The sequence below is a fragment of the Tateyamaria sp. LSS28 genome (assembly GCF_059611725.1).
In genome coordinates, this window is sequence record NZ_JCAPFI010000001.1 from 538344 (window position 1) to 558338 (window position 19995).

A 19995-nucleotide genomic window follows, 5' to 3' on the forward strand; every position below is an offset into this window, starting at 1 on the left:
TAATTGGGATTGCCCTGAAGAGGGTCACGATGTCCGGGACAGCCAAAACTGCCGCAACATCCCGTTATCTATGTCTGCTGGATACGGCCCGGCGGGTCCTGCCGCCTTTGTGGCTTGGGGGCTAGTGAATTGCGAATGGCAGTCATGGGGCATTCTCCTTTCATGTGAAATTTCTGGTCAGGAGGAACGAACCTCACTATTAGAAACGGAACGTTGCTCCGAATTCATACACGGAACACCGTTCCGTATGTCAATATTAAACGGATCACCATTCCGTTTTCTGTTTTGGAGACTGAATTGAACCCGTCAAAAACAGACAATAAGAACGGCGCCAAGCCGATTAAACCAAGGGAAAAACGCGTCCGCGCAGACGCGCAGCGCAGCACCGATGCGCTGCTGGAAGCCGCTAAGTCGGTCTTTGCAACATCGGGCGTCGACGCCCCGGTTCGCGAAGTCGCGGAAAAGGCGGGCGTGGGAATCGGTACCGTCTACCGGAACTTCCCGCAGCGGTCGGACCTGATCGCTGGCGTATTCCGGCGGGAGGTTGACGCGTGCGTGGCCGAGGCGGAAAAGCTGTCAGGTGCGCACTTTCCGCTGGATGCGCTGTCGCGCTGGCTGCATCGCTACACCCTGTTCATCACGACCAAGAAGGGGCTGGCGTCCGCGCTGCATTCCGGCGATCCCGCCTTTGCTACCTTACCTGAATATTTCCGGAAAAACTTTGAACCAGCGCTCACCGCTTTGCTGGAGCGGGCGACAGACGCAGGAGACATCAATGGCAAAGTCGAACCCTACGACCTGTTGCGGGCAATCGGGAACCTTTCGGTGGCATCCGGTGAGGATGGTGCGGATCATATCCGTCGCATGGTGGATCTCATGATCAGGGGGCTGCGATTTGGTTCGGCCGGTTCCGGCGGTCCTGATGCCCGACAGAACGATGTTTAGCCAAAATGTAGCGTCCTGATGTATTCGCCCAGCATACCGATTAAGCGACGGACCCGCACGTCCAACAGACGCCGGTGTAGATAGAGGGCAACGATGAGAACCATACCGAAACTCACCTGCGGCAGAACATGTTTAACGCGGCCCTGGGCATGGTACGTGGTCCCGTCCTCTTCGTGCAAAATCCAGCCTTGCCGCTCAGAGCAGCGCCTCACTTCGCAGCAAGGCCCGAACGACAAAGCCCTGATCGGGGGAAGTCACGACAATGCGGACCGACAGATCAAAGCCCGCCTCGATGACATTGTCGACCCGGTCCGAAAAACTCATCTCGATCTGCGTCTCCGGCCAACGCTCAAGATGACGATAGACCCAGCAGGCGGCGCCCAAGACCGTCAGGTGCAATGATCCGCAGCGTTCCGCGTGGTATGCTGGAAGCGCCCGCAACACTATCATCGGCGGCCTCGATAGCCACGCGGATAGCTTGCCCGTGTTCTTAAAGGCTACGACCGACAATATCGTTCAGATGCGCATCTACGTGACGGACCTGCGTGCTGAGAAGCAAGAAATCGCTATTATCGAAGTCATCCGGTTTCTGAATGGTGCCCGGCCAAGCCTGACCGGCATTCGCGTTCAGGCCCTTGCAGGCCCAGACCTTCAGATCGAGGCCGAGATGGTGGTGCAGGTCAAAAGCTAATGCAAACCAGCGCCCGGTGATATTCTAGCCCGCGACCCCAAAACGCATCCGGTAGGTGTTCGGCGATACGCCTGTCAGCTTTTTGAATACTTTTCGAAAGGCGGCAGGGTCTTCATAGCCGATGCTCCACGCGATCTGATCGACGGTTTTCTGCGTCAGTTCGAGGCTCTCACGCGCCTTGGCGATGCGGACATTCTGGACATATTGGGTGGGCCTCAACCCGGTTGCCGAAGAAAACCGGCGCAGAAATGTACGTTCGCCCAAGCCTGCAATTGCAGACAGTTCGGCCAAACTATGGGCCGTGGCCGGTTGTGCATGCACATGTTGTTGGGCCTGCAGAACAGGGCCGTCTCTGTGATCGAAGCGGGGCAGAAATTGCGCAAATGGCCGCTGAGAGCTGCGAGGTGGATCGACAAGCAGAAATCGCGCGGTCGCCAGCATGATGCTTGGCCCCATCAGGCGTTCGACAAGCGTCAGACCAAGGTCGGTCCACGCAAGAATCCCACCCGCCGTGATGATGTCGCCATCGTCCAGAACCATGTGTCGCTCGGCGACGTCGATTTTGGGAAAGCGGCGCGACAGCTGGTCAGCAAATGCCCAGTGGGTCGTGATCTTGCGTCCATCCAGCAGCCCGGTGTCGGCCAGGACAAACGCGCCGGCACATACCGAACAGATCCGCGTACCAGCGCCGTGCCAGCTATTCAGCCAGGCAGCCTCTTCAGGCATGTCAGACATCTGATCGGGCATAACGATGCTCGGTGGCAGGATGATGTAGTCAAGCCTGTGATCCTGCCCGGGATGGCTGTCCCAGCTGCAGACCGGTGGGGCATCCGGGTCGCTGACATTTCGGGTCCAGTGGGTGACGCGAATGTATGACCGCTCCGCCTCGGCCGTCCAATCCGTAGCGATCCGGAACAGATCCGTCATGCCGTACACGGATGACAATTGGCAGCCCGGATAAGCGAGCAGGCCGATTTCGGCGACGCATCTCATCATCTGATTGTCAGTTTTGCCTTGGTATTTGTCAATATCGCCAATCCTGAACGCCATTTGAACCGCCTAAATCTCATCCTGTCGAAACAACGACATCAACTTTGGAGCTGTACCGATGACTGAACAGACCAACACCAAATTCACACCCAACCGGCGCGATGTGCTGCTGATGGGTACGGCCGCTTCGGTCGCCTTGGCCTTGCCATCCATCGCACTGGCGCAATCACAAATCGATCTGAAAGGAACTGATCCAATGTCTACTTTCACCACAACCGACGGAACCGAAATCTTCTACAAGGACTGGGGCCCGAGAGATGGCCAACCCATCTTTTTCCACCATGGCTGGCCGCTTTCCAGCGATGACTGGGACAATCAGATGCTGTTCTTCGCGTCAAAAGGTTACCGCGTCATCGCTCATGACCGCCGTGGGCATGGCCGTTCGGCCCAGACTGATGTCGGTCACGACATGGATACCTATGCCGCTGATGTGGCGGCATTGGTCAAAGAGTTAGACCTGCAAAATGCAGTTCATATCGGCCACTCGACCGGCGGTGGGGAGGCAGCACGATATGTCGCGCGTGCCGAACCCGGGCGCGTCGCCAAGGCCGCTTTGCTTGGGGCGATCCCTCCGCTGATGTTGCAGACTGATGCGAACCCCGATGGCATTCCCAAGGAGGTCTTTGACGGGTTTCGGTCCGCCTTGGCTGCAAATCGTGCACAGTTTTATCTTGATGTGCCATCGGGTCCGTTCTTCGGTTTCAACCGCGAAGGGGCCGAGGTGAGCCAGGGCCAGATCCAGAACTGGTGGCGCCAGGGCATGATGGGCAGCGCATCCGCGCACTACCAGTGCATAGAAGTCTTTTCTGAAACTGACCAGACCGAGGACCTCAAGGCAATCGATGTGCCGGTGCTTGTTATGCACGGCTCTGACGACCAGGTGGTGCCGATATCGAATTCGGCAGAGAAGGCCGTGAAGCTTTTGAAGAACGGGACGTTGAAGGTTTATGACGGGCTGTCACACGGGTTCTTCGCCACGCATCCAGACGTCGTCAACACAGATCTGTTGGGGTTCATCGAAGCCTGATCACAAATGGCTGCGGAGGAGGCATGTCCTCCGCAGCTTTAGACGAAGCGGCCATTGGCGCCGTTGCAGCGAAAGGTCGCTTCGTCCCGCAGCGTGCAAGCCCGCTGGCCGTCTGACTTTGCGGTTGCGGCGAAGGTCCGGTCTGGTGAAACTGCGCCACAGCGCTTGACGATGAAGCGAATGGCTGGCTTGGGCCGCTCATACTTGAGGAGATAGACGCAACGTTCGCAATGACGGCCAAACCATTGCGCAAAAACAATACAATTTGTGTGGCCGTGATGAACCCGAGATTGCCCTCAAGCACGGCAGCATTTGAGCCAGGTAGCTCACTGCTTAAGAACGACACCCGCTTCTGTCATTTCAAATACCTCCAGATGAATGCCGGACGCCGAAACCCCCTGTCGGACCGCTGCCTTTACCTGCTCGAGATGGGTCGGATCCGACATGGCAGCATCTAGCGTGACGCTGACCAAGATGGTCTGCAGATAGTGCGCCTTGGCCATCTCCTGTTGGGTTGCATTGTCCGATGAAAGCAGTGCAGGAAATGTGGCAATCGCAGGGTTTTCAGCTATCTCCCGTCGCACGCGCTGAAGGTGAATATTGCACATAGGTTAATGTTATCGGACCACTTGAAAAGGTCCAACAACTTGGCGTCTGCATTGTCTAGCAGGGGGGGAAGTATCTAAGCGAACCCTAGATGGATGCCGACAATCAGTTCAGTTGCTGCTTCGGTCGAAAGGACCAATGCAAATAACGTGTTCGAAACAGAAAAAAGACCTGCGCGCGCCGGGTACGGCACTCCAAGCCGGGAATGAAACACATCCGATGGCCCCGCAAAGCGCAGGAATGTCGCTGCATCGTTTCAGAGTCAGAGACCGGTGGCCAATCGCACTTGTGTGTCCGCGTCAAAAACGCTTGCGCAGCCGCGGTCGAATGAAAGCGGAACCCCGTTCGAGCCCGGCGCAAATCGTGCTGGCATACGTGCCAAAACGTCGACACCTGCCCATTCGAATGTCAGAAACGTGTCTGAACCGGTGTCTTCCATCATGCTTGGGTTGGCCTCAACGAGCGCACTTTCTTCGGCAAAGATGAAATGCTCCGGTCGGACACCGACAAGCACGTCCTGTGGCACGTTGGAGAGTGAGGTTGCGATCCGGCTATCGCCTATCTGCAAATGCCCATCTGCAAAGGTTGCCGGGATCAAGTTCATCGGCGGCGACCCCATAAAGTCTGCCACAAAGGTATTGGCGGGCATGTCATAGATCTCGGTCGGTGTCCCGATCTGCTGCACATGGCCACCCTTCAGAACGACGATCCGGCTTGCGAGTGTCATGGCTTCGACCTGATCATGGGTGACGTAGACGATGCTTGCGCCTGTCTGCATGTACAACCTTTTGATCTCCGCGCGCATCTCGACACGTAGCTTTGCGTCCAGGTTCGAAAGCGGCTCATCGAACAGGAACAGCCTTGGGTCCCGTACCAACGCGCGCCCCATCGCAACACGCTGGCGTTGCCCGCCAGACAGTTGGCTCGGTTTCCGGTCCAGTAGATGGTCAATTTGCAGCAACTCGGCCACCGAAACGATTTTCTGCTGTATCTTGGCCTTCGGCATACCGCGGATCTTCATCCCGAAACCGATATTCTCACCCACGCTCATGGTCGGATAAAGAGCGTAGGATTGGAACACCATCGCGATGTCGCGGTCCTTGGGTGGTTCTTGCGTCACGTCGCGCCCACCGATGAAGAGCTGGCCCGAACTGATCTCTTCCAGCCCCGCGATGCAATTCAGCAGCGTGGACTTGCCGCACCCCGAGGGACCGACAAGCACAAGGAATTCACCCTCGGCCATATCGATATCAAGATCGTGCAAAACCTCGACTGCGCCGTAGGTTTTGCGCAAACCACGCACCGATAAGGCAAGGGGGGTATCAGTGTCATCGAGGGCCATCGGATATCTCCGGTTTTGGGGCGGGCCCGGTAGAGCCGCGAATGATCAGATCGGCCTTCAGCGTCACCTGAAGCTCATGTGCCGGGGTGCCGTTCAAGTGATCGACCAACATATGCGCCAGCGGTGCGCAGGCATCACGCATCGGCGCGCGCGTGACCGTCAGCGCCGGTTCGAAATTGATTGCGCGGGTTTGCGGCAGCGCGTCATCGTGGGCCATGACCGATACATCGCCGGGCACACTCAGCCCGCGATCGCGAATGGCACGCATGGCGCCCGCCGCAATAACGGTCGATGCGCAGATAATAGCGGTCGGCGGGGTGGCAGCTGACAGAAGATCAAGCGCCTGAGAATAGCCGTGGCTTTCCAGGCTCGCGCCTGTCCTTATCAGGTCTTTGTTCAATCCGAAATCTTCCATCGCGGCCTCGAACGCGGCGAGGCGATCATGCGCAAACGCGGCCGACACTTCGCCGTTGATCAGTGCAATTCGCCGATGGCCCAACTGCGCCAGAAGCCGAACGGAATCAGTCGAGACCGAAAAATTATCTATCCCGAAAGTCGGGTAGTTCGGGCACGCCCGATCCTGACCGTGTAGCACAAATGGGATGCCACGCTCTTGCAGAAAAGAGACCCTGGGGTCGTCAGGGACCGGCGCATTTAAAATGAAGCCATCGAGGACATCGCGTTCCAGCATCCGCTGATAGGGCAGCACTGGATCCTCAGCCTGATCGACGGCCAGTACCAGATCGATTTCGCGCTCAGACAGCGCGGCCGTCAGCCCTGTTAACATCTCAAAGAAAGTCTGGTCGGCACTCATGTCCGGCTTGATCTTTACGATCATGCCGACCATTCCGGAACGCCCAGTCACAAGCCGTTGCGCCACTCGGTTCGGGCGGTAGCCGAGCCGATCTGCAGCCTCCCGCACCCTATTGCGGGTTGTTTCCTTGACCTCGGGAAACCCATTCAAAGCACGACTGACGGTTGCCACCGACAGCCCAAGCTCTTCCCCGATTTTCTTCAGCGTTGCCAAGGGTGGACCTCAAAGCGTTTTAAAAAACTGCGCGCAGTGTGCAAAAACAGTGCCAGCATACATCAAAGAAAACAAATTTAAAACGTTTTGAATAGTGTTGGATTTCTTGGTACGTTCTCCGCAGAATCGTCCGGAGGTTTTCATGTCAGACTGGTGGCGCAACGCCGTGATCTATCAAGTTTACCCGCGGTCCTTTCACGACTCAGACGGCGACGGCGTTGGAGACCTGAAGGGCATCACTCGTCGCCTGCCGCACATCGCCTCTCTCGGTGTCGACTGCATCTGGTTAAGCCCTGTCTTCACGTCGCCGCAAAAGGACATGGGCTACGATGTGTCTGACTATTGCGATGTTGATCCGCTCTTCGGCACGCTGGCGGATTTCGACGCGCTCATCGCCGAGGCGCATCGCCTGGGCCTGAAAGTCATCACTGATCAAGTCCTGTCCCACACCTCTGACCAGCACCCATGGTTTCGCGAAGCGCGCGTCAGCCGCGACAACCCAAAGGCTGACTGGTATGTCTGGGCCGACCCGCAGCCCGACGGATCACCTCCGACGAACTGGCACAGCCATTTTGGCGGGGCGGCATGGGAATTCGATCCGCAGCGCGGACAGTACTACCTGCACAACTTCCTCGCCGCGCAGCCCGATCTGAATTTTCATAATCCAGACGTACAGGACGCGATCCTGGATACATGCCGCTTCTGGCTTGACCGTGGGCTTGATGGCTTCCGTCTCGATACCGTGAACTACTACGTTCACGACCAGCAGCTACGGTCGAACCCGCCGGCGCAGGTCGCGCCGCAGGTGATGGCGACTGACCTCTTCGGGATGCAGGACAACATCTACAATAAGAACAGACCCGAAAATCTGGCCTTTCTGGAACGGTTGCGTGCACTGACCGATGAATACGCTGATATCATGATGGTCGGGGAAGTGGGCGACATTGGCACCCGCTCCATCCGCATCATGGGTGAGTACACCGAAGGCAGCGCGCGCCTGCACATGGCCTACAGTTTCGCCATGCTCAGCCCGGAATTCAGTGCCGATCACTTCCGCACCTGCATCGAAGGTTTCCAGCAGGGGGCACCGGGTGGGCACCCCAAATGGTCCTTTTCGAACCACGATGTAGAACGCCATGTCAGCCGCTGGTCGCAAAACGCAACCTCCGAAGATAATATTGCGCGGCTGGCCTGCGCGATGCTGGTGTCCTTTGAGGGCGCGATTGGCATCTACCAAGGCGAGGAATTGGGCCAGACCGAGACCGAATTGGTTTACGAAGAGCTGACCGATCCACCTGCGTTGCGATTCTGGCCCGGCATCAAGGGCCGCGACGGCTGCAGGACGCCCATGGTTTGGGAGGCCGAGGCGCCGAACGCGGGCTTCACCTCTGGCAATCCCTGGCTGCCCGTTAAAGCTCCGCAAGCGGCCCGTGCCGTCGATCTTCAGGAGGTGGCCAACGACTCGGTCCTGCATTTCTATCGCAACGCCATCGCCTTCCGCAAAGCCAACCCTGCGCTGCAATCAGGCCGCACCGCGTTCCTGACGGCCCCAAAGGCGGTTCTCGCTTTCCGGCGTGAGACCGCCGAACAGACGCTCACTTGCGCCTTTAACTTGTCGAAAGAGCCGCTGACGCTGACCCTCTCGGACGCCGCCAACCTGACGGGTCCGTACAACGCGGCGCTTGAAAACCAAACCCTCACGCTGCCCGGCAACGGGTTCGCCTACCTCAGCCATGACGGGCACCTGTCCTTGTCCGCCTGAAACGCATCTCTGGGAGGATACCATGAGAACGACCACCATCCTGACCACCGCAGCGTGTCTGCTTACCACCGCGATCCCTGCCGCCGCCTTCGACGACGACAGCCTTACGATCTGGACCGGCAGCAACCGGGACCGCGATCAGCTTATGGCCGCCACCTCCGCCTTCACCGAAGACCTCGGGATCGAGGTGATCGTCGAGGTTGTCGATCCCGACCTGCCACAGAACTATCAGCAGGCAGCCGCCACCGGAGATGGCCCTGACATCTTGATGTGGGCCCACGACCGCTTTGGCGAATGGGCGAGCGGCGGCCTGATCCAACCGGTTTCCCCCGCGGCCGGATGGATCGAAGGTGTCCTTCCTTCCGCTATGGAAGCGGTGCAGTTTGACGGGAAGACGTGGGGTTATCCCGTCGCGGTTGAGGCCGTCACGCTGGTCTACAATGCCGATGTGATCGATACCCCTCCTGCCTCGTTTGAAGAGATCATTGCAACCGGCGAAGCCAACATCCTCTGGGACTACAACAACACCTATTTCACGATGCCGATGCTGATGGCAGGTGGCGGCTATGCCTTCCAGAAGGTCGATGGAAGCTATGATGGCAGCCAAACCGGTGTCGCCACTGACGGCGCAATCGCAGGTGCCGAGGTTCTGGCGGCGCTGTTCGAGAACGACATCATGCCCGAGGGTGTCGACTATGGTGTGATGGATAGTGCAATGGCCAGCGGTGATGTCGCCATGGTCCTCAATGGACCGTGGAGTTGGGACGGCTATGCCGATGCTGGTATCAATGTTGCTGTGGCTCCAATCCCGTCTGTAAACGGTAACACCGCGCCACCCTTTCTGGGCGTCCTATCGCTTGGCATCAACGCGGCTACACCCAACGCCGATCTCGCGGTGGAACTGATCGAAAACTACCTACTGACCGATGAGGGGCTGGCCACTTGGAACGCCAACGGAGCCCTGGGCGCAGTGGCCGACATCTCTGCCGCCGAAGCGCAAGGCGATCCGCTCGTTTCCGGAATGCTTGAGGTTGCAGCCAACGGTGTTCCGATGCCCTCGAACCCCGAAATGGGGGCTTTCTGGGCGGCCATGGGGCCCGCGCTGACGAACATCACATCGGGCACATCCGCGCCGGTCGATGCGCTGAACGACGCCGCCACGCGGATCATGGAAGAATAAGGTCCACGGGGTGGCCTTGTGCCTCCCCAATCGCCATGACCACCCGCACCGATATTCACGCACAGCCAGCCTCGGCCTTGCCTCGCGTCATGCTTGTCGCTGCTTTTTTTGCTGTGCTCTGCGCGGTGGCCTTCTATCTCTACCAGATCGCGCAACCGCTCTTCGGGGCGATCGTTCTTGCTCTGGCGACAGGCTTCGCCGTCGTCTTCGGGGCCAGCCGCTTCTACGGCGCGCGGTTTATCTTTCCCGGCATCGCAGCGGTCCTGATCTTCATCGCCTTTCCGGTGATCTACACAATTTACATCGGCTTCACGAATTACAGCAGCTCCAACCTGCTGACTTACGACCGCACGGTCGAGGTCCTGACCTCACGCGCGTCGGTCGATCCGGCGACGGAGCAGCCTTTCGCTGTGGCACAGGATGATCGCGGCTACCGCATCTGGTTGCCCGAAAGCGCCCTTTTGTCCGAACCTGTCACCCTCACCGGCGAGGAAACCGCCACGCTTTCCGAGGCCCAGGCACCCGACACCCTGCTTGAAAGGCGCGCGGCTGTGCGCCTGCGCTCGGGCCTCCAAACCCTGACCCTGACGCTGCCCGATGGCACGAAGCTCCAAAACTCGGGCCTGCGGACATTCGGCACCGTCACGGCTGACTACACCCGCACTGGCCCGGACGAGTTGACACGCTTCGACGGCATGGTCTTGCGCGCTGACCATTCCACAGGCTTTTTCACCGACACCGCGGGTGAGCGGGTGCCGCCCGGTTGGCGGGTGCCGATTGGCTGGGACAACTTCGAACGCATTTTTCGATCCGAAGGCATTCGTGGCCCGATGCTTCGCGTCTTCGTCTGGACGTTCTTCTTCGCCTTCGCCTCGGTCCTATTGACGTTCACTCTAGGCCTGACGCTTGCCGTCATCCTCCAATGGCCGCATCTGCGTTTCAAGGCGATCTACCGAATCTTGTTGATCTTGCCCTATGCGGTGCCCGCCTTCATCTCGATCCTCGTATTTCGTGGGCTGTTCAACCAGAATTTTGGCGAGATCAATTTGATCCTTGAGGCGATCTTCGGCATCCGGCCGAATTGGTTCACCGACGGCACATTGGCGCGGACTATGGTTTTGGTGGTGAACACCTGGCTCGGCTACCCGTACATGATGCTGCTGGCGATGGGGTTTCTTCAAAACGTGCCCGAAGATCACAAGAAATCCGCAGCACTCGAAGGAGCGTCCTCTGTCCGCATCTTCTTTACCATTACGCTGCCGCAGATCATCCCGCCGTTCCTGCCGCTTCTGATCGCCAGTTTCGCGTTCAACTTCAACAATCTCGTCCTGATCTTCCTGCTGACCCGCGGCTTGCCCGACATTCCCGGCACCGTAATCCCAGCGGGCGAGACAGACATTCTGGCAAGCTTCACCTACCGCCTTGCCTTCGACAATGCCGGTCAGCAGTTCGGGTTGGCCGGGGCGATTACGCTGCTGATCTTCCTGGTCGTGGCTGCGATTTCCTATGCCAATTTCGTGGCGATGCGCCGCGCCGCTGAAAAACGGTCGGGGAGGGCGTGATGTATCGCGGCAAAGTATTTAGGATATCCTCTGGATACACCGGTTTCGTATCCGGTAATCTCGGCATGCCGGGGCGCGTCTCATGATCGTCGAACGCCCTCGCGACCTTCTGATCAAGAAGGTCCTTGCCCACGGCTTCCTGCTGGTCTTCCTTGGGCTGATCCTCTTTCCCTTCATCGTTGTCCTGTCGATTTCTTTCCGTGAAGGCAATTTCGCCGTAGGCAGTATCATCCCGGAAAACCCCACATTGGAACATTGGGTCTTGGCGTTCGGGTTCGACTATACCCGAGCCGACGGCACAGTGGTTGAACCGCCCTATCCGGTTCTGCGTTGGATGTGGAATTCGATCAAGATCGGCTTGATCGCCAGCACCGGTGTTCTGGCTGTGGCCACAATCTCTGCATATGCGTTCAGTCGGATACGCATTCGCGGCAAGGGCGCGATGCTGGATGGTCTGTTCCTGATCCAGATGTTCCCAACGACGCTGGCACTGGTTGCGATCTATGCCATTTTCGACACTTTGGGTGAGGTCTCACCCATCCTCGGCCTCGACAGCCACCTCGCGCTGATCCTGATCTATATGGCCGGAGTGACGCTCCATATCTGGACGATCAAGGGCTACTTTGACAGCATCGACACCGCACTCGACAAGGCCGCCGCCATAGATGGCGCGACTCCTTGGCAGACATTTCGCTTCATCTTCCTGCCACTCGCCGTTCCGATAATGTCTGTCGTTTTTGTCCTCGCCTTCATCGGTTTCGTCAATGACTATCCGATCGCTTCCGTCCTCATCCGGTCCGAGGACCAGATGACGCTGGCTGTCGGCAGCCGCCTCTACCTGAATGAATTCAGGTACTTGTGGGGGGATTTTGCTGCTGCCGCCATCCTCTCGGGCTTACCGATCACCGTTGTTTTTCTCATTGCTCAACGCTATCTCGTATCGGGTCTCAGCGAAGGTGCCGTCAAAGGCTAGGCACCTGTTGCGACGGAGAGTTTCTTCAACGAGCCATTCTCTATCCGCCGCAATGCGATCCGCATCATGCGTGGACACGAAAGCCCCGAACCTTTGGCAGCGCCTTGGCAGTCTTCAGCTATGCCGCAATCAGTCTGACCATTTTTTCCGGGGCAGCGAACGTCGGCACCCCGCCGAAAGTGGTTTTCGCAGTTCTCGCAATGTGCGCAAACTGTGAGCTTGAACAGGTCACGATTGTGTTCTTGCAGCAAATTTTGGAAATGCGGGCTGCACACGCAGCATCGGTACCAAGCGCTGAAAGCGCAGGTTTGGGCCGTCTCTGCCGACGCAAATGTTGGCCGTCTGCGCTTCGCTGATATTAGCACAGGCTGCAGCATCCGACACTTCGGGCTGTAAACTGCACCTTCTCCACTTTCGCTGACAAAGCATCGAATTGACGGATGAGCCACCTCGTTGCGGGTCATTGCTATCCGCCAGATGACATGTTCATTCATTGTTAACTTTTGACACCGCACGCGCCGTTAACCACGGCAAATCACTACATACGTCTCCGAAGGGGTGCACAGGGGGTGTACGGATGCTGCACGGGGGGTGGCAGCGGCTTTTTCCAACAGAATAAGGCGTTAACGCGTGTTTGGTCGACGTAGCGTCCGTTTCCGCCGTTAACCGTTGCGCGTACGGTGCGGCCCGGCGACGGCCGCAACCCCCAGAATGATGCCCGACAGGGTCGCAATCATCCCGGCCGCGCTGACTGATGCATCGGCCCCGATCCACAGCGGCCCATACCCCGCCAGTACATATCCCAGCATGGCAGCCAGCGCCGCAAACACCACCGACCACGCCACCTGATGGCCCAACCGGTTGGTCATCATGCGCGCCGCGGCGGGTGGGCAAATGAACATGGCAATCACGATGATCGACCCCACCGCATCAAAGGCTGCAACGGCGGCGATGGCCGACATGATCACCAGCGCTAGGCCCAGCGGTGCCGTGCGAATGCCAAGGCCTCGGGCAAACCCTTCATCAAAGGTAGACAAGGCCAGAGGGCGCCAGAAAAGCCATAAAAACAGAGCAATAACCACTAACGCCAGCGCCATGCGGGGCAACTCCACCGGCAGCCCCGCAAGTGCTGCAGGGTCCAAAAGCGAGGCCCATCCCGTCGCATCCAGCCAGATCAGGCTCTCCAGATTTCCATACAAGGCATGCTCGACATCCAAGTGGACTGAGGAGGTATCCGACTGCTCCAAGAGCAGCACCCCCCCCGCAAACATGGCCGTGAAGATGACCCCCATGGCCGCCCCCGCCTCGATCCGACCCAGACGACGCACGGCTTCGATTGCAATCACAGCAATGACCGCAGCCGCAGCCGCCCCCAGCAGCATCGGGCCCGTGGCAATCAGCCCTGTGACCAAAAACGCCACCACGATCCCCGGCAGCACCACATGGCTGATCGCATCACCAATCAACGCTTGCCGTCGCAACAGCAGAAAATTCCCCGGCAATGCACAAGCCACGGCCACCAACACTCCGATCAGGATCGGCGGCAGGGACAGGGCAACAAACTCCGCCCCCATCACGCTACCACCTGCGGTGCGTCGATTTTCCCATCAACTTCAGTGAGTTGGTCAGGAGTCAAAACATCCTCAATCGGCGTCAAACCATCATATCGCGTGGCCGCCAAGGCATAGGCTTGGTCCCCTCGAACAATGGCCCACCGCGTCTCATCGAGCAGCGCTTTCGAAGCCGCCGCCTGCCCCGCCTGTGTCGGCACACCGTCGGGCAGAACCAAGCCTGCACGCTCCAGCAATCGGCGCGTCAGAACCTCATAGATCGGCTGGCCCTGCGCAAGCGCCAAAAGCCCTTGCCGCACATGTACCCGGCGTTGATAGCGCAGATGGGTCAGAAGCGAGGCCAACACCCCGCGACGAGGAGAGAATAGCAAAGAAAACAAGAAGATGGCAAACCCTACCAACACGACAATCGGCCCAGTGGGTAGGGCAGGCGCTGTCGCCGAACTGGCCGCACCGACATAGCCCGACACGCCCCCCACGACACCTGCAATGATCACCACATGGTCCGAACGTTCCGTCCAGAACCGGGCCGTCACCGGCGGCACAATCAACAGCGCCACAATCAGGATCAGCCCCACAACCTTGAGGCCCACGACCGTCACCACCAGAACAATGCCCATCATCGCCAGATCGATGCGCGGCAACGACCATCCTGTCGCCTCGGCATAGCCGGGATCGAAGGCCGCCAAGCCCAACGGCCTGCGCAAGATAACAACCAGCGCCAGCACCAATGCTGCAGACACAGCCAACAGGATTGCGTCGCTGCGCAACATGCCAGCGGTTGAGCCCAGCAGGAACCCTTCCAGCCCCGCTTGCCGCCCTGCATTCATGGTTTGGATGACAGTCAGAATGACGATACCAAAGCCGAAAAACACTGACAAAACAGCACCAATGGCCGCGTCTTCGCCCAATCGGGTCCGGTCCGTCAACCATTGCACGCACAGCAACCCGAACGCTGCCGACAACCCGGCCCCTAGCAGCAAACCAAACAGCGACCGCCCTTCACCACCCATCGCCACCATGACGACAAAGGCCAGCCCGACCCCGGGCAAAGTGGCATGGGAAATCGCGTCGCTGACCAACGCGCGTTTGCGCAGAAACAGGAACGTGCCCGCGACACCAGAGGCGATGCCCAGCAGGGCCGCCCCAATGGTGACAAGCGTGGCGTTGTAGCCCAGCTGCAAAAGCAGCGCGTCGGCCAACATGACTTAGCCCGCCACGCTTTCAGGATCCGCGCGTGCCGTGGTTAAACGGCCACCATAAGCGGCCTGCAAGTTGTCTTCCGTGAACGCCTCGGCCACCGGCCCGGCAGCCACCACTTGGGTGTTCAGCAAAAGCACATCGTCGAAGTAATCCGGCACGGTGGCCAAGTCGTGATGCACGGCCAGAACGGTCTTGCCGGCATCTCTAAGCCCTTGCAGAACTGCGATAATAGCCTTTTCTGTGGCGGCATCCACACCGGCAAAGGGTTCATCCAGAACGTAGATATCCGCCTCTTGCGCCAGCGCCCGCGCCAAGAAGACACGCTGCTGTTGACCGCCAGAGAGCTGTCCAATCTGGCGGTGCGCAAAGTCTGCCATGCCAACGCGACCCAGACACTCCTGCGCCAGTGCCTTATGCTGGCCCCGAATGCGGCCCAGCAGGCCAAGCTTGCGGTACATCCCCATCATCACGACATCGATGACACGCACCGGAAAATCCCAGTCCACACTTGCCCGTTGCGGGACATAGGCAATCCGATCGCGCATGTCCGCCATTGGTTCGCCAAAGACCGTCACCGATCCAGCAAGGGGCGCGATCACACCCAAAGCCGCCTTGAGCAGGGTCGACTTACCTGCGCCGTTCGGCCCAACGATGGCCGTCATCGCACCCGCACGCACCGTCATGTCGACCGAGAAGATGGCGGGTGTCTGACCATAGGACACCGTCATGCCGCGCACCGCCAGCGGGCTCGCTGCACGCGTGGCCAGGTCGGTATCCTGCGATGTCACAAGGGAAATGTTCATGCAGCAGCCTTCAATTTGCCCAGCCGTCCACCGGCGGGCGCGTCTATGCCCAAAGCACGGGCAATGGTTGTCACGTTGTGATCAATCATGCCCAGCCAAGTGCCTTCATAGGTGCCATCGGGACCCATAGCGTCACTGAACAGCGATCCGCCAATGATCACATCATGGCCCTGCGCCGCGGCCCCTTCGATCAGCGCTCGGACGTTGCGATCAGACACGGATGTTTCCACGAACACGGCGGGCAACTGGCGTTCAACGAGCAGATCAACCAGCTCTCCGATACGGTTAAGACCAGCCTCGCTTTCGGTTGAGATGCCTTGAATGCCCATCACTTCGAAATCATAGGCTGTTCCGAAATATCCAAACGCATCATGGGCCGTCAGCAGCACGCGCCGCTCTGCGGGAACACTCGCCAACAGGTCGCGCGCATAGACTGACATCGCTTCCGCCTCAGAAACGAAAGCGGCAGCGTTCGCCTCAAACATGCTGCGCGCATCGGGGCGCAGGTCAGACAGTGCATCGACGACAGTAGGCACACACTGCACCCACAGATCCGGGTCCATCCAGACATGCGGATCGAAGCGACCCTCGTAGTCCTCATGCGCGAACAGCAAAGAAGGGTCCAGCGTTTCAGCAATCGCATGCACCTTTTTCTTGCGGCTCAAATCGAAGAAGAAATCCTCCATTTGCGCCTCAAGATACAGACCGTGCCAAAGAACCGCATCCGCACGGGTCATGGCGGCAATGTCGCTGCGCGTCTGACGATAGGCGTGCGGATCAACGCCAGCGCCCATCAGCCCTTTGACCGTGACCTGATCACTACCGATGGACCGCGCCATGTCCGCGATCATGCCCGTGGTGGCAACGATGTTGAGGGGAGAGGATGCGGCATAAGTAGGGGCAGCGGCCAATGCACCAAGGCCAGCCAACAAAGCACGACGGGAGAGCGGAAAGGGGGTTTTCTGTCTCATACGGATGAATATGAGAATCATTCGCAAGAAGTCAATAAGAATGCGAATGACTCGCAATAACACGCCTAGATATCGGAAGGCTCTCACTCAAACGTGATTAAAAACCGCGCACCATCACCCTCTTCTTGCAGCACAATCTGCCCACCACGCGCCTGCACCAGACTACGAACGATACTCAGCCCCATGCCGGTGCCACCCCGTTCCCGGCGCGTGGTAAAGAACGGGTCAAAGATGCGATCACGGTTGCCCGGACTGATCCCGGGACCATCATCCCAAACATCCAGCCCGGCCACAGACACACGCAGCGACAGTTTGTTCGCCCCATGAGCTGCAGCATTTCCAGCAAGCTGTGTCAGGATGGCTTTGAGGTCTTCCGCACTGATCGGCAGCATACCATCGGTTTCGACGTTCAGCGCCACATCCGTTTTCAGACTCTCTATCGCATCCGACAAACGTACAGTCCCCGGCCCCGCTGACGTAGCGGCATGCGCATGTCGCGCAAGATCATCGAGCAAGTTCTGCATACGGGCCGAAGCATCCGTGATCGTATTGCTCAATACCTTGGCATCCGCACCGCTGGCACCGGCCTGCAACAGCTCTGCCGCTCCCCTGATCGCGGTTAAAGGTGACTTCAACTCATGCGTTACATGATCCGCATAGGCCTGCAGACTGTCAGCACGGCTTTGCAGGCTATCCCCCATGCCCATGACGCTGGAGGCAAGGCCCATGAACTCAGGCGTGCCTAGATGCGTAGGCGCATCTGGCCGCGCACCCTTGCGCACCTCTTGTGCATATCGATCCAGTGACCAGACCGGGCGCAGCACAAGCCGCCAGAGCAAGAAGCCAAGCACCGCAGTCGCAACAACGGCGATCCAGGCGATCAGCCATGCCGCTTCGCCCCACCCCATCACGTTGCCCCACAGGCGCAGGTTGACGATCCCAAGGATCGGTAAGGTCAGAACTGCCGCCAGTGTGCCCCCAAGGACAAAGACAAGGGGCGGGCGCCATTTCTTTATGATCCTACGCATGGCCCCATCCGAATGCCGATGCCATGCACCGTTTCGATGGCGTCAGAGCACCCTGCCGCCGCCAGCTTGGACCGAAGGTTGCGCAAATGGCTATCCAGCGTGCGGTCGCTGACCTGCCCACCCGCGCCATATAGCGCATCCACCAAGGCCGGTCGGGCTGACACGCGGTCGGGATGGGCCATCAGATGGGCCAGAATCTCCATTTCGCGCGCGGTGAGGGTCAGCGGCGTGCTGTTGACCACACAAAGATGCCGTGCTGGATCAACGCGCAGCAAGCCGCGCGTCCAGGTCGGTGCCGCAACAGGCCGCGCGCGCTTCAGGATCGCACCGATCCGCGCCACCAGCTCCCGCGGGGAAAAGGGTTTGGTAACATAGTCGTCGCCACCCAGTTCAAACCCCAAAACGCGGTCAATCTCGTCCTCGCGCGCGGTCAGGAACAGGACCGGCGTCTGGTCCGTTTCCCGCAAGCTGCGGCAGACAGCCAGCCCATCCATTTCCGGCAAGCCAATATCCAGGACAATCAGGTCATAGCGCCTGGACCGCGCTTTGGTCAGGCCCTCGATCCCGTCACCCGCTTCGTCCACTGCGTGACCGGCCTGCTGCAAGGCAATGCGCAGAACAGACCGGATATGCGGGTCGTCGTCGACCACCAACAGATGGGTCTTGGTCATGGCATGGCGGGATCAGTCAACATGGACGTAAGGCTATTGCGCGTCCGCCAGTTGCGAAAGCCCCATTCGCGCCAATTGTCCGGCTGGAAGAGATGCGGTTGGGTGTATTCTGACGCACAGGCCGCGCTCCAGTTGTGCCCAAAGGTCGATGCCATTGCGGGGATCACATCTTCGGACAACTGGCAAAGCATGAACATATCTTCGTGCACCGGTTGGCTCAGGTTGTGCCGTGCGACTGTGGCATCGAAACTAACGAAGGCACAAAGGTACAGAACCCCAGCCCCCATCACACCGCTGCGCAGCATCATCCAGGCGGCAGGCTTGTCCCGCCAGATCTGCCAGACAACAAGACCCAGCCCAGCTGCAACCAAAACCATCCAAATATACGCGGCCAGCCGGAGGCGTGTCAGACCAAAGGCATCGACATAAATATCCAAGCGCCAGACAGATGCGACAACCAATGCCATGGTCTGAGCCAACCAGATCAGCATCAACCACCGCAGCACAGAACGTCCGGCCAAAAAGGGGCGGGCCATGACAGCAAACAGCCCGGCCAGTAGCGCAGTCACCAGCAGCGGATAAGCGCCACGATGAGCGTATGCCGCCGGACTGATCCCATCGGGCAGGCCTGCATCCCCATAAAGAAACAGCACATCCATCCCGGTTTGCACCGCAAACAGCGCGTTGAACGCAATCAGCGACCGCGCAACAGAGCCTGCATTGATCACACCCTCGCGCCGCACGGTCGCACGCTGTGGCTTGCGTGCGCGCAGACGTTCCCGCATCCGCCAAGTGACTAGCGTGGGCCAGATGGTCGCCGCCAGAAACAGCCAGAACCACACACGCCACCAATCGGGCGCCGGTAGCTCAAGCGCCGTAACGCCGCTCACCCAACGGTCCAGAACCGGGTTTGCGGCAAGGATCAACAGGGCAAAAATCAAGCTTGTCCCCGCGGGGACACCCCAGGCCATCACCAAGCGCCGCAGGTCCATCCGGGCCAAATTGAGATCGCTCAACCGACGCGCGCCCTGCGACCCATCCTGAAAGGTCTGCGCAGGAGCGACCCACCACAACCGCACCGCGCCCCGCAGCAGATCAAGGCGGGAAACCCCTGCAATGGCAGCAGTACAAAGCGAAAGCCCGACAAGCGCAATCAGCAGGGACAAAGGCTGCACCAGCTCGATCAGCGGCAACAGGCTGAGGACCGCGCCCGTCGCGATCCCGACCCGCGTGCGCACGGTCAGCCGCGGCCACGCCAAACCAAGACCCGCAAACAGCACAGCCCCGAAAAAGATCGCGATGTTCAGCCCCGCCACCGTGTCCCATACCAGCACATCACCCAAGGCAATCAAAGCAAGCAGCAGCAGCGCCTTGCCCCCATCCAACCGCCGCACCTTGCGTCGTTGTTCCGTCTTGTCTGCTGGTGCATCCAGCCACCAGCCATCCTGCTCCATCGCCAATGGCACACCGGGTATCGTCAAAGCTTTCACTGTCCTGCCTCTCTTCGTCACTTGCTTTGCGGGCAAGCTGACAGACGTTGGTGCAGATCAACCGCGCCCATTTGTGCAGAGCTTGTGCAGAGG

19 protein-coding genes are annotated in these 19995 nt (G+C 59.1%); 7 read left to right on the forward strand and 12 right to left on the reverse strand.

What is annotated here, in order from left to right; genetic code table 11:
- The first annotated feature begins 285 nt into the window (after positions 1–285).
- On the forward strand, positions 286–945 hold the full coding sequence (locus AC53L6_RS02815; protein ID WP_496906727.1) for a TetR/AcrR family transcriptional regulator: 660 nt from the start codon (positions 286–288) through the stop codon (positions 943–945).
- A gap of 195 nt (positions 946–1140) precedes the next feature.
- On the opposite strand, the gene AC53L6_RS02820 is transcribed toward AC53L6_RS02815, so the two are convergent.
- Positions 1141–1395, reverse strand: a complete 255-nt coding sequence (locus AC53L6_RS02820) for a hypothetical protein (protein WP_496906728.1) — start codon at positions 1393–1395, stop codon at positions 1141–1143.
- A 34-nt stretch (positions 1396–1429) separates the two neighbouring features.
- Here AC53L6_RS02820 and AC53L6_RS02825 point away from each other — a divergent pair, with 34 nt between their 5' ends.
- Positions 1430–1636 (forward strand): RidA family protein, encoded by a 207-nt coding sequence (locus AC53L6_RS02825; RefSeq protein WP_299600270.1) that lies wholly within the window; start codon positions 1430–1432, stop codon positions 1634–1636.
- A gap of 24 nt (positions 1637–1660) precedes the next feature.
- Here AC53L6_RS02825 and AC53L6_RS02830 read toward each other — a convergent pair whose 3' ends face one another.
- Positions 1661–2632, reverse strand: a complete 972-nt coding sequence (locus AC53L6_RS02830; protein WP_496906729.1) for a GlxA family transcriptional regulator — start codon at positions 2630–2632, stop codon at positions 1661–1663.
- Between the two features lie 112 nt (positions 2633–2744).
- Here AC53L6_RS02830 and AC53L6_RS02835 point away from each other — a divergent pair, with 112 nt between their 5' ends.
- Entirely contained in the window at positions 2745–3713 is a 969-nt protein-coding gene (locus tag AC53L6_RS02835; RefSeq protein ID WP_299203715.1) for an alpha/beta fold hydrolase, read from the forward strand.
- Between the two features lie 326 nt (positions 3714–4039).
- Here AC53L6_RS02835 and AC53L6_RS02840 read toward each other — a convergent pair whose 3' ends face one another.
- The 3 genes from AC53L6_RS02840 to AC53L6_RS02850 form a co-directional block, all read right to left on the reverse strand.
- Positions 4040–4321, reverse strand: coding sequence for a hypothetical protein (locus AC53L6_RS02840; protein ID WP_496906730.1), 282 nt, complete (start codon positions 4319–4321; stop codon positions 4040–4042).
- Between the two features lie 260 nt (positions 4322–4581).
- Positions 4582–5661 carry an ABC transporter ATP-binding protein gene (locus AC53L6_RS02845; protein ID WP_496906731.1) on the reverse strand — a complete coding sequence of 360 codons (1080 nt, stop codon included), beginning with the start codon at positions 5659–5661 and terminating at the stop codon, positions 4582–4584.
- Positions 5648–6688: a LacI family DNA-binding transcriptional regulator gene (locus AC53L6_RS02850; RefSeq protein ID WP_496906732.1), complete on the reverse strand. Its 1041-nt coding sequence runs from the start codon at positions 6686–6688 to the stop codon at positions 5648–5650. Before AC53L6_RS02850 ends, AC53L6_RS02845 begins: the two co-directional genes overlap by 14 nt.
- Before the next feature lie 142 nt (positions 6689–6830).
- On the opposite strand from AC53L6_RS02850, the gene AC53L6_RS02855 reads away from it, so the two are divergent.
- The 4 genes from AC53L6_RS02855 (at position 6831) to malG (ending at position 12165) form a co-directional block, all read left to right on the forward strand.
- The gene (locus AC53L6_RS02855; RefSeq protein ID WP_496906733.1) at positions 6831–8450 is read left to right on the forward strand and encodes an alpha-glucosidase family protein; all 1620 of its coding nucleotides are present in this window, start codon (positions 6831–6833) and stop codon (positions 8448–8450) included.
- A 22-nt stretch (positions 8451–8472) separates the two neighbouring features.
- Entirely contained in the window at positions 8473–9630 is a 1158-nt protein-coding gene (gene malE / locus AC53L6_RS02860; protein ID WP_299701119.1) for a maltose/maltodextrin ABC transporter substrate-binding protein MalE, read from the forward strand.
- 35 nt (positions 9631–9665) lie between these two features.
- Complete coding sequence (gene malF, locus AC53L6_RS02865; RefSeq protein WP_496906734.1) at positions 9666–11192, forward strand: maltose ABC transporter permease MalF; 1527 nt, start codon at positions 9666–9668, stop codon at positions 11190–11192.
- An 82-nt stretch (positions 11193–11274) separates the two neighbouring features.
- On the forward strand, positions 11275–12165 hold the full coding sequence (gene malG, locus AC53L6_RS02870; RefSeq protein ID WP_299202616.1) for a maltose ABC transporter permease MalG: 891 nt from the start codon (positions 11275–11277) through the stop codon (positions 12163–12165).
- Between the two features lie 662 nt (positions 12166–12827).
- Here malG and AC53L6_RS02875 read toward each other — a convergent pair.
- The 7 genes from AC53L6_RS02875 to AC53L6_RS02905 form a co-directional block, all read right to left on the reverse strand.
- Positions 12828–13742 carry a metal ABC transporter permease gene (locus AC53L6_RS02875; RefSeq protein WP_299701116.1) on the reverse strand — a complete coding sequence of 305 codons (915 nt, stop codon included), beginning with the start codon at positions 13740–13742 and terminating at the stop codon, positions 12828–12830.
- Positions 13739–14941 (reverse strand): metal ABC transporter permease, encoded by a 1203-nt coding sequence (locus tag AC53L6_RS02880; RefSeq protein WP_496906735.1) that lies wholly within the window; start codon positions 14939–14941, stop codon positions 13739–13741. The genes AC53L6_RS02875 and AC53L6_RS02880 overlap by 4 nt, the downstream gene beginning before the upstream one ends.
- A 3-nt stretch (positions 14942–14944) precedes the next feature.
- Positions 14945–15742, reverse strand: coding sequence for a metal ABC transporter ATP-binding protein (locus tag AC53L6_RS02885; protein WP_299600297.1), 798 nt, complete (start codon positions 15740–15742; stop codon positions 14945–14947).
- Positions 15739–16713: a metal ABC transporter solute-binding protein, Zn/Mn family gene (locus tag AC53L6_RS02890; RefSeq protein ID WP_496906736.1), complete on the reverse strand. Its 975-nt coding sequence runs from the start codon at positions 16711–16713 to the stop codon at positions 15739–15741. Before AC53L6_RS02890 ends, AC53L6_RS02885 begins: the two co-directional genes overlap by 4 nt.
- 83 nt (positions 16714–16796) lie before the next feature.
- Positions 16797–17741 (reverse strand): sensor histidine kinase, encoded by a 945-nt coding sequence (locus AC53L6_RS02895; protein WP_496906737.1) that lies wholly within the window; start codon positions 17739–17741, stop codon positions 16797–16799.
- Entirely contained in the window at positions 17726–18412 is a 687-nt protein-coding gene (locus AC53L6_RS02900; protein WP_496906738.1) for a response regulator transcription factor, read from the reverse strand. Before AC53L6_RS02900 ends, AC53L6_RS02895 begins: the two co-directional genes overlap by 16 nt.
- A complete protein-coding gene (locus AC53L6_RS02905; protein WP_496906739.1) occupies positions 18409–19902 on the reverse strand; it encodes a DUF4153 domain-containing protein in 1494 nt (497 codons plus the stop codon). The genes AC53L6_RS02900 and AC53L6_RS02905 overlap by 4 nt, the downstream gene beginning before the upstream one ends.
- Between the last annotated feature and the right edge of the window lie 93 nt (positions 19903–19995).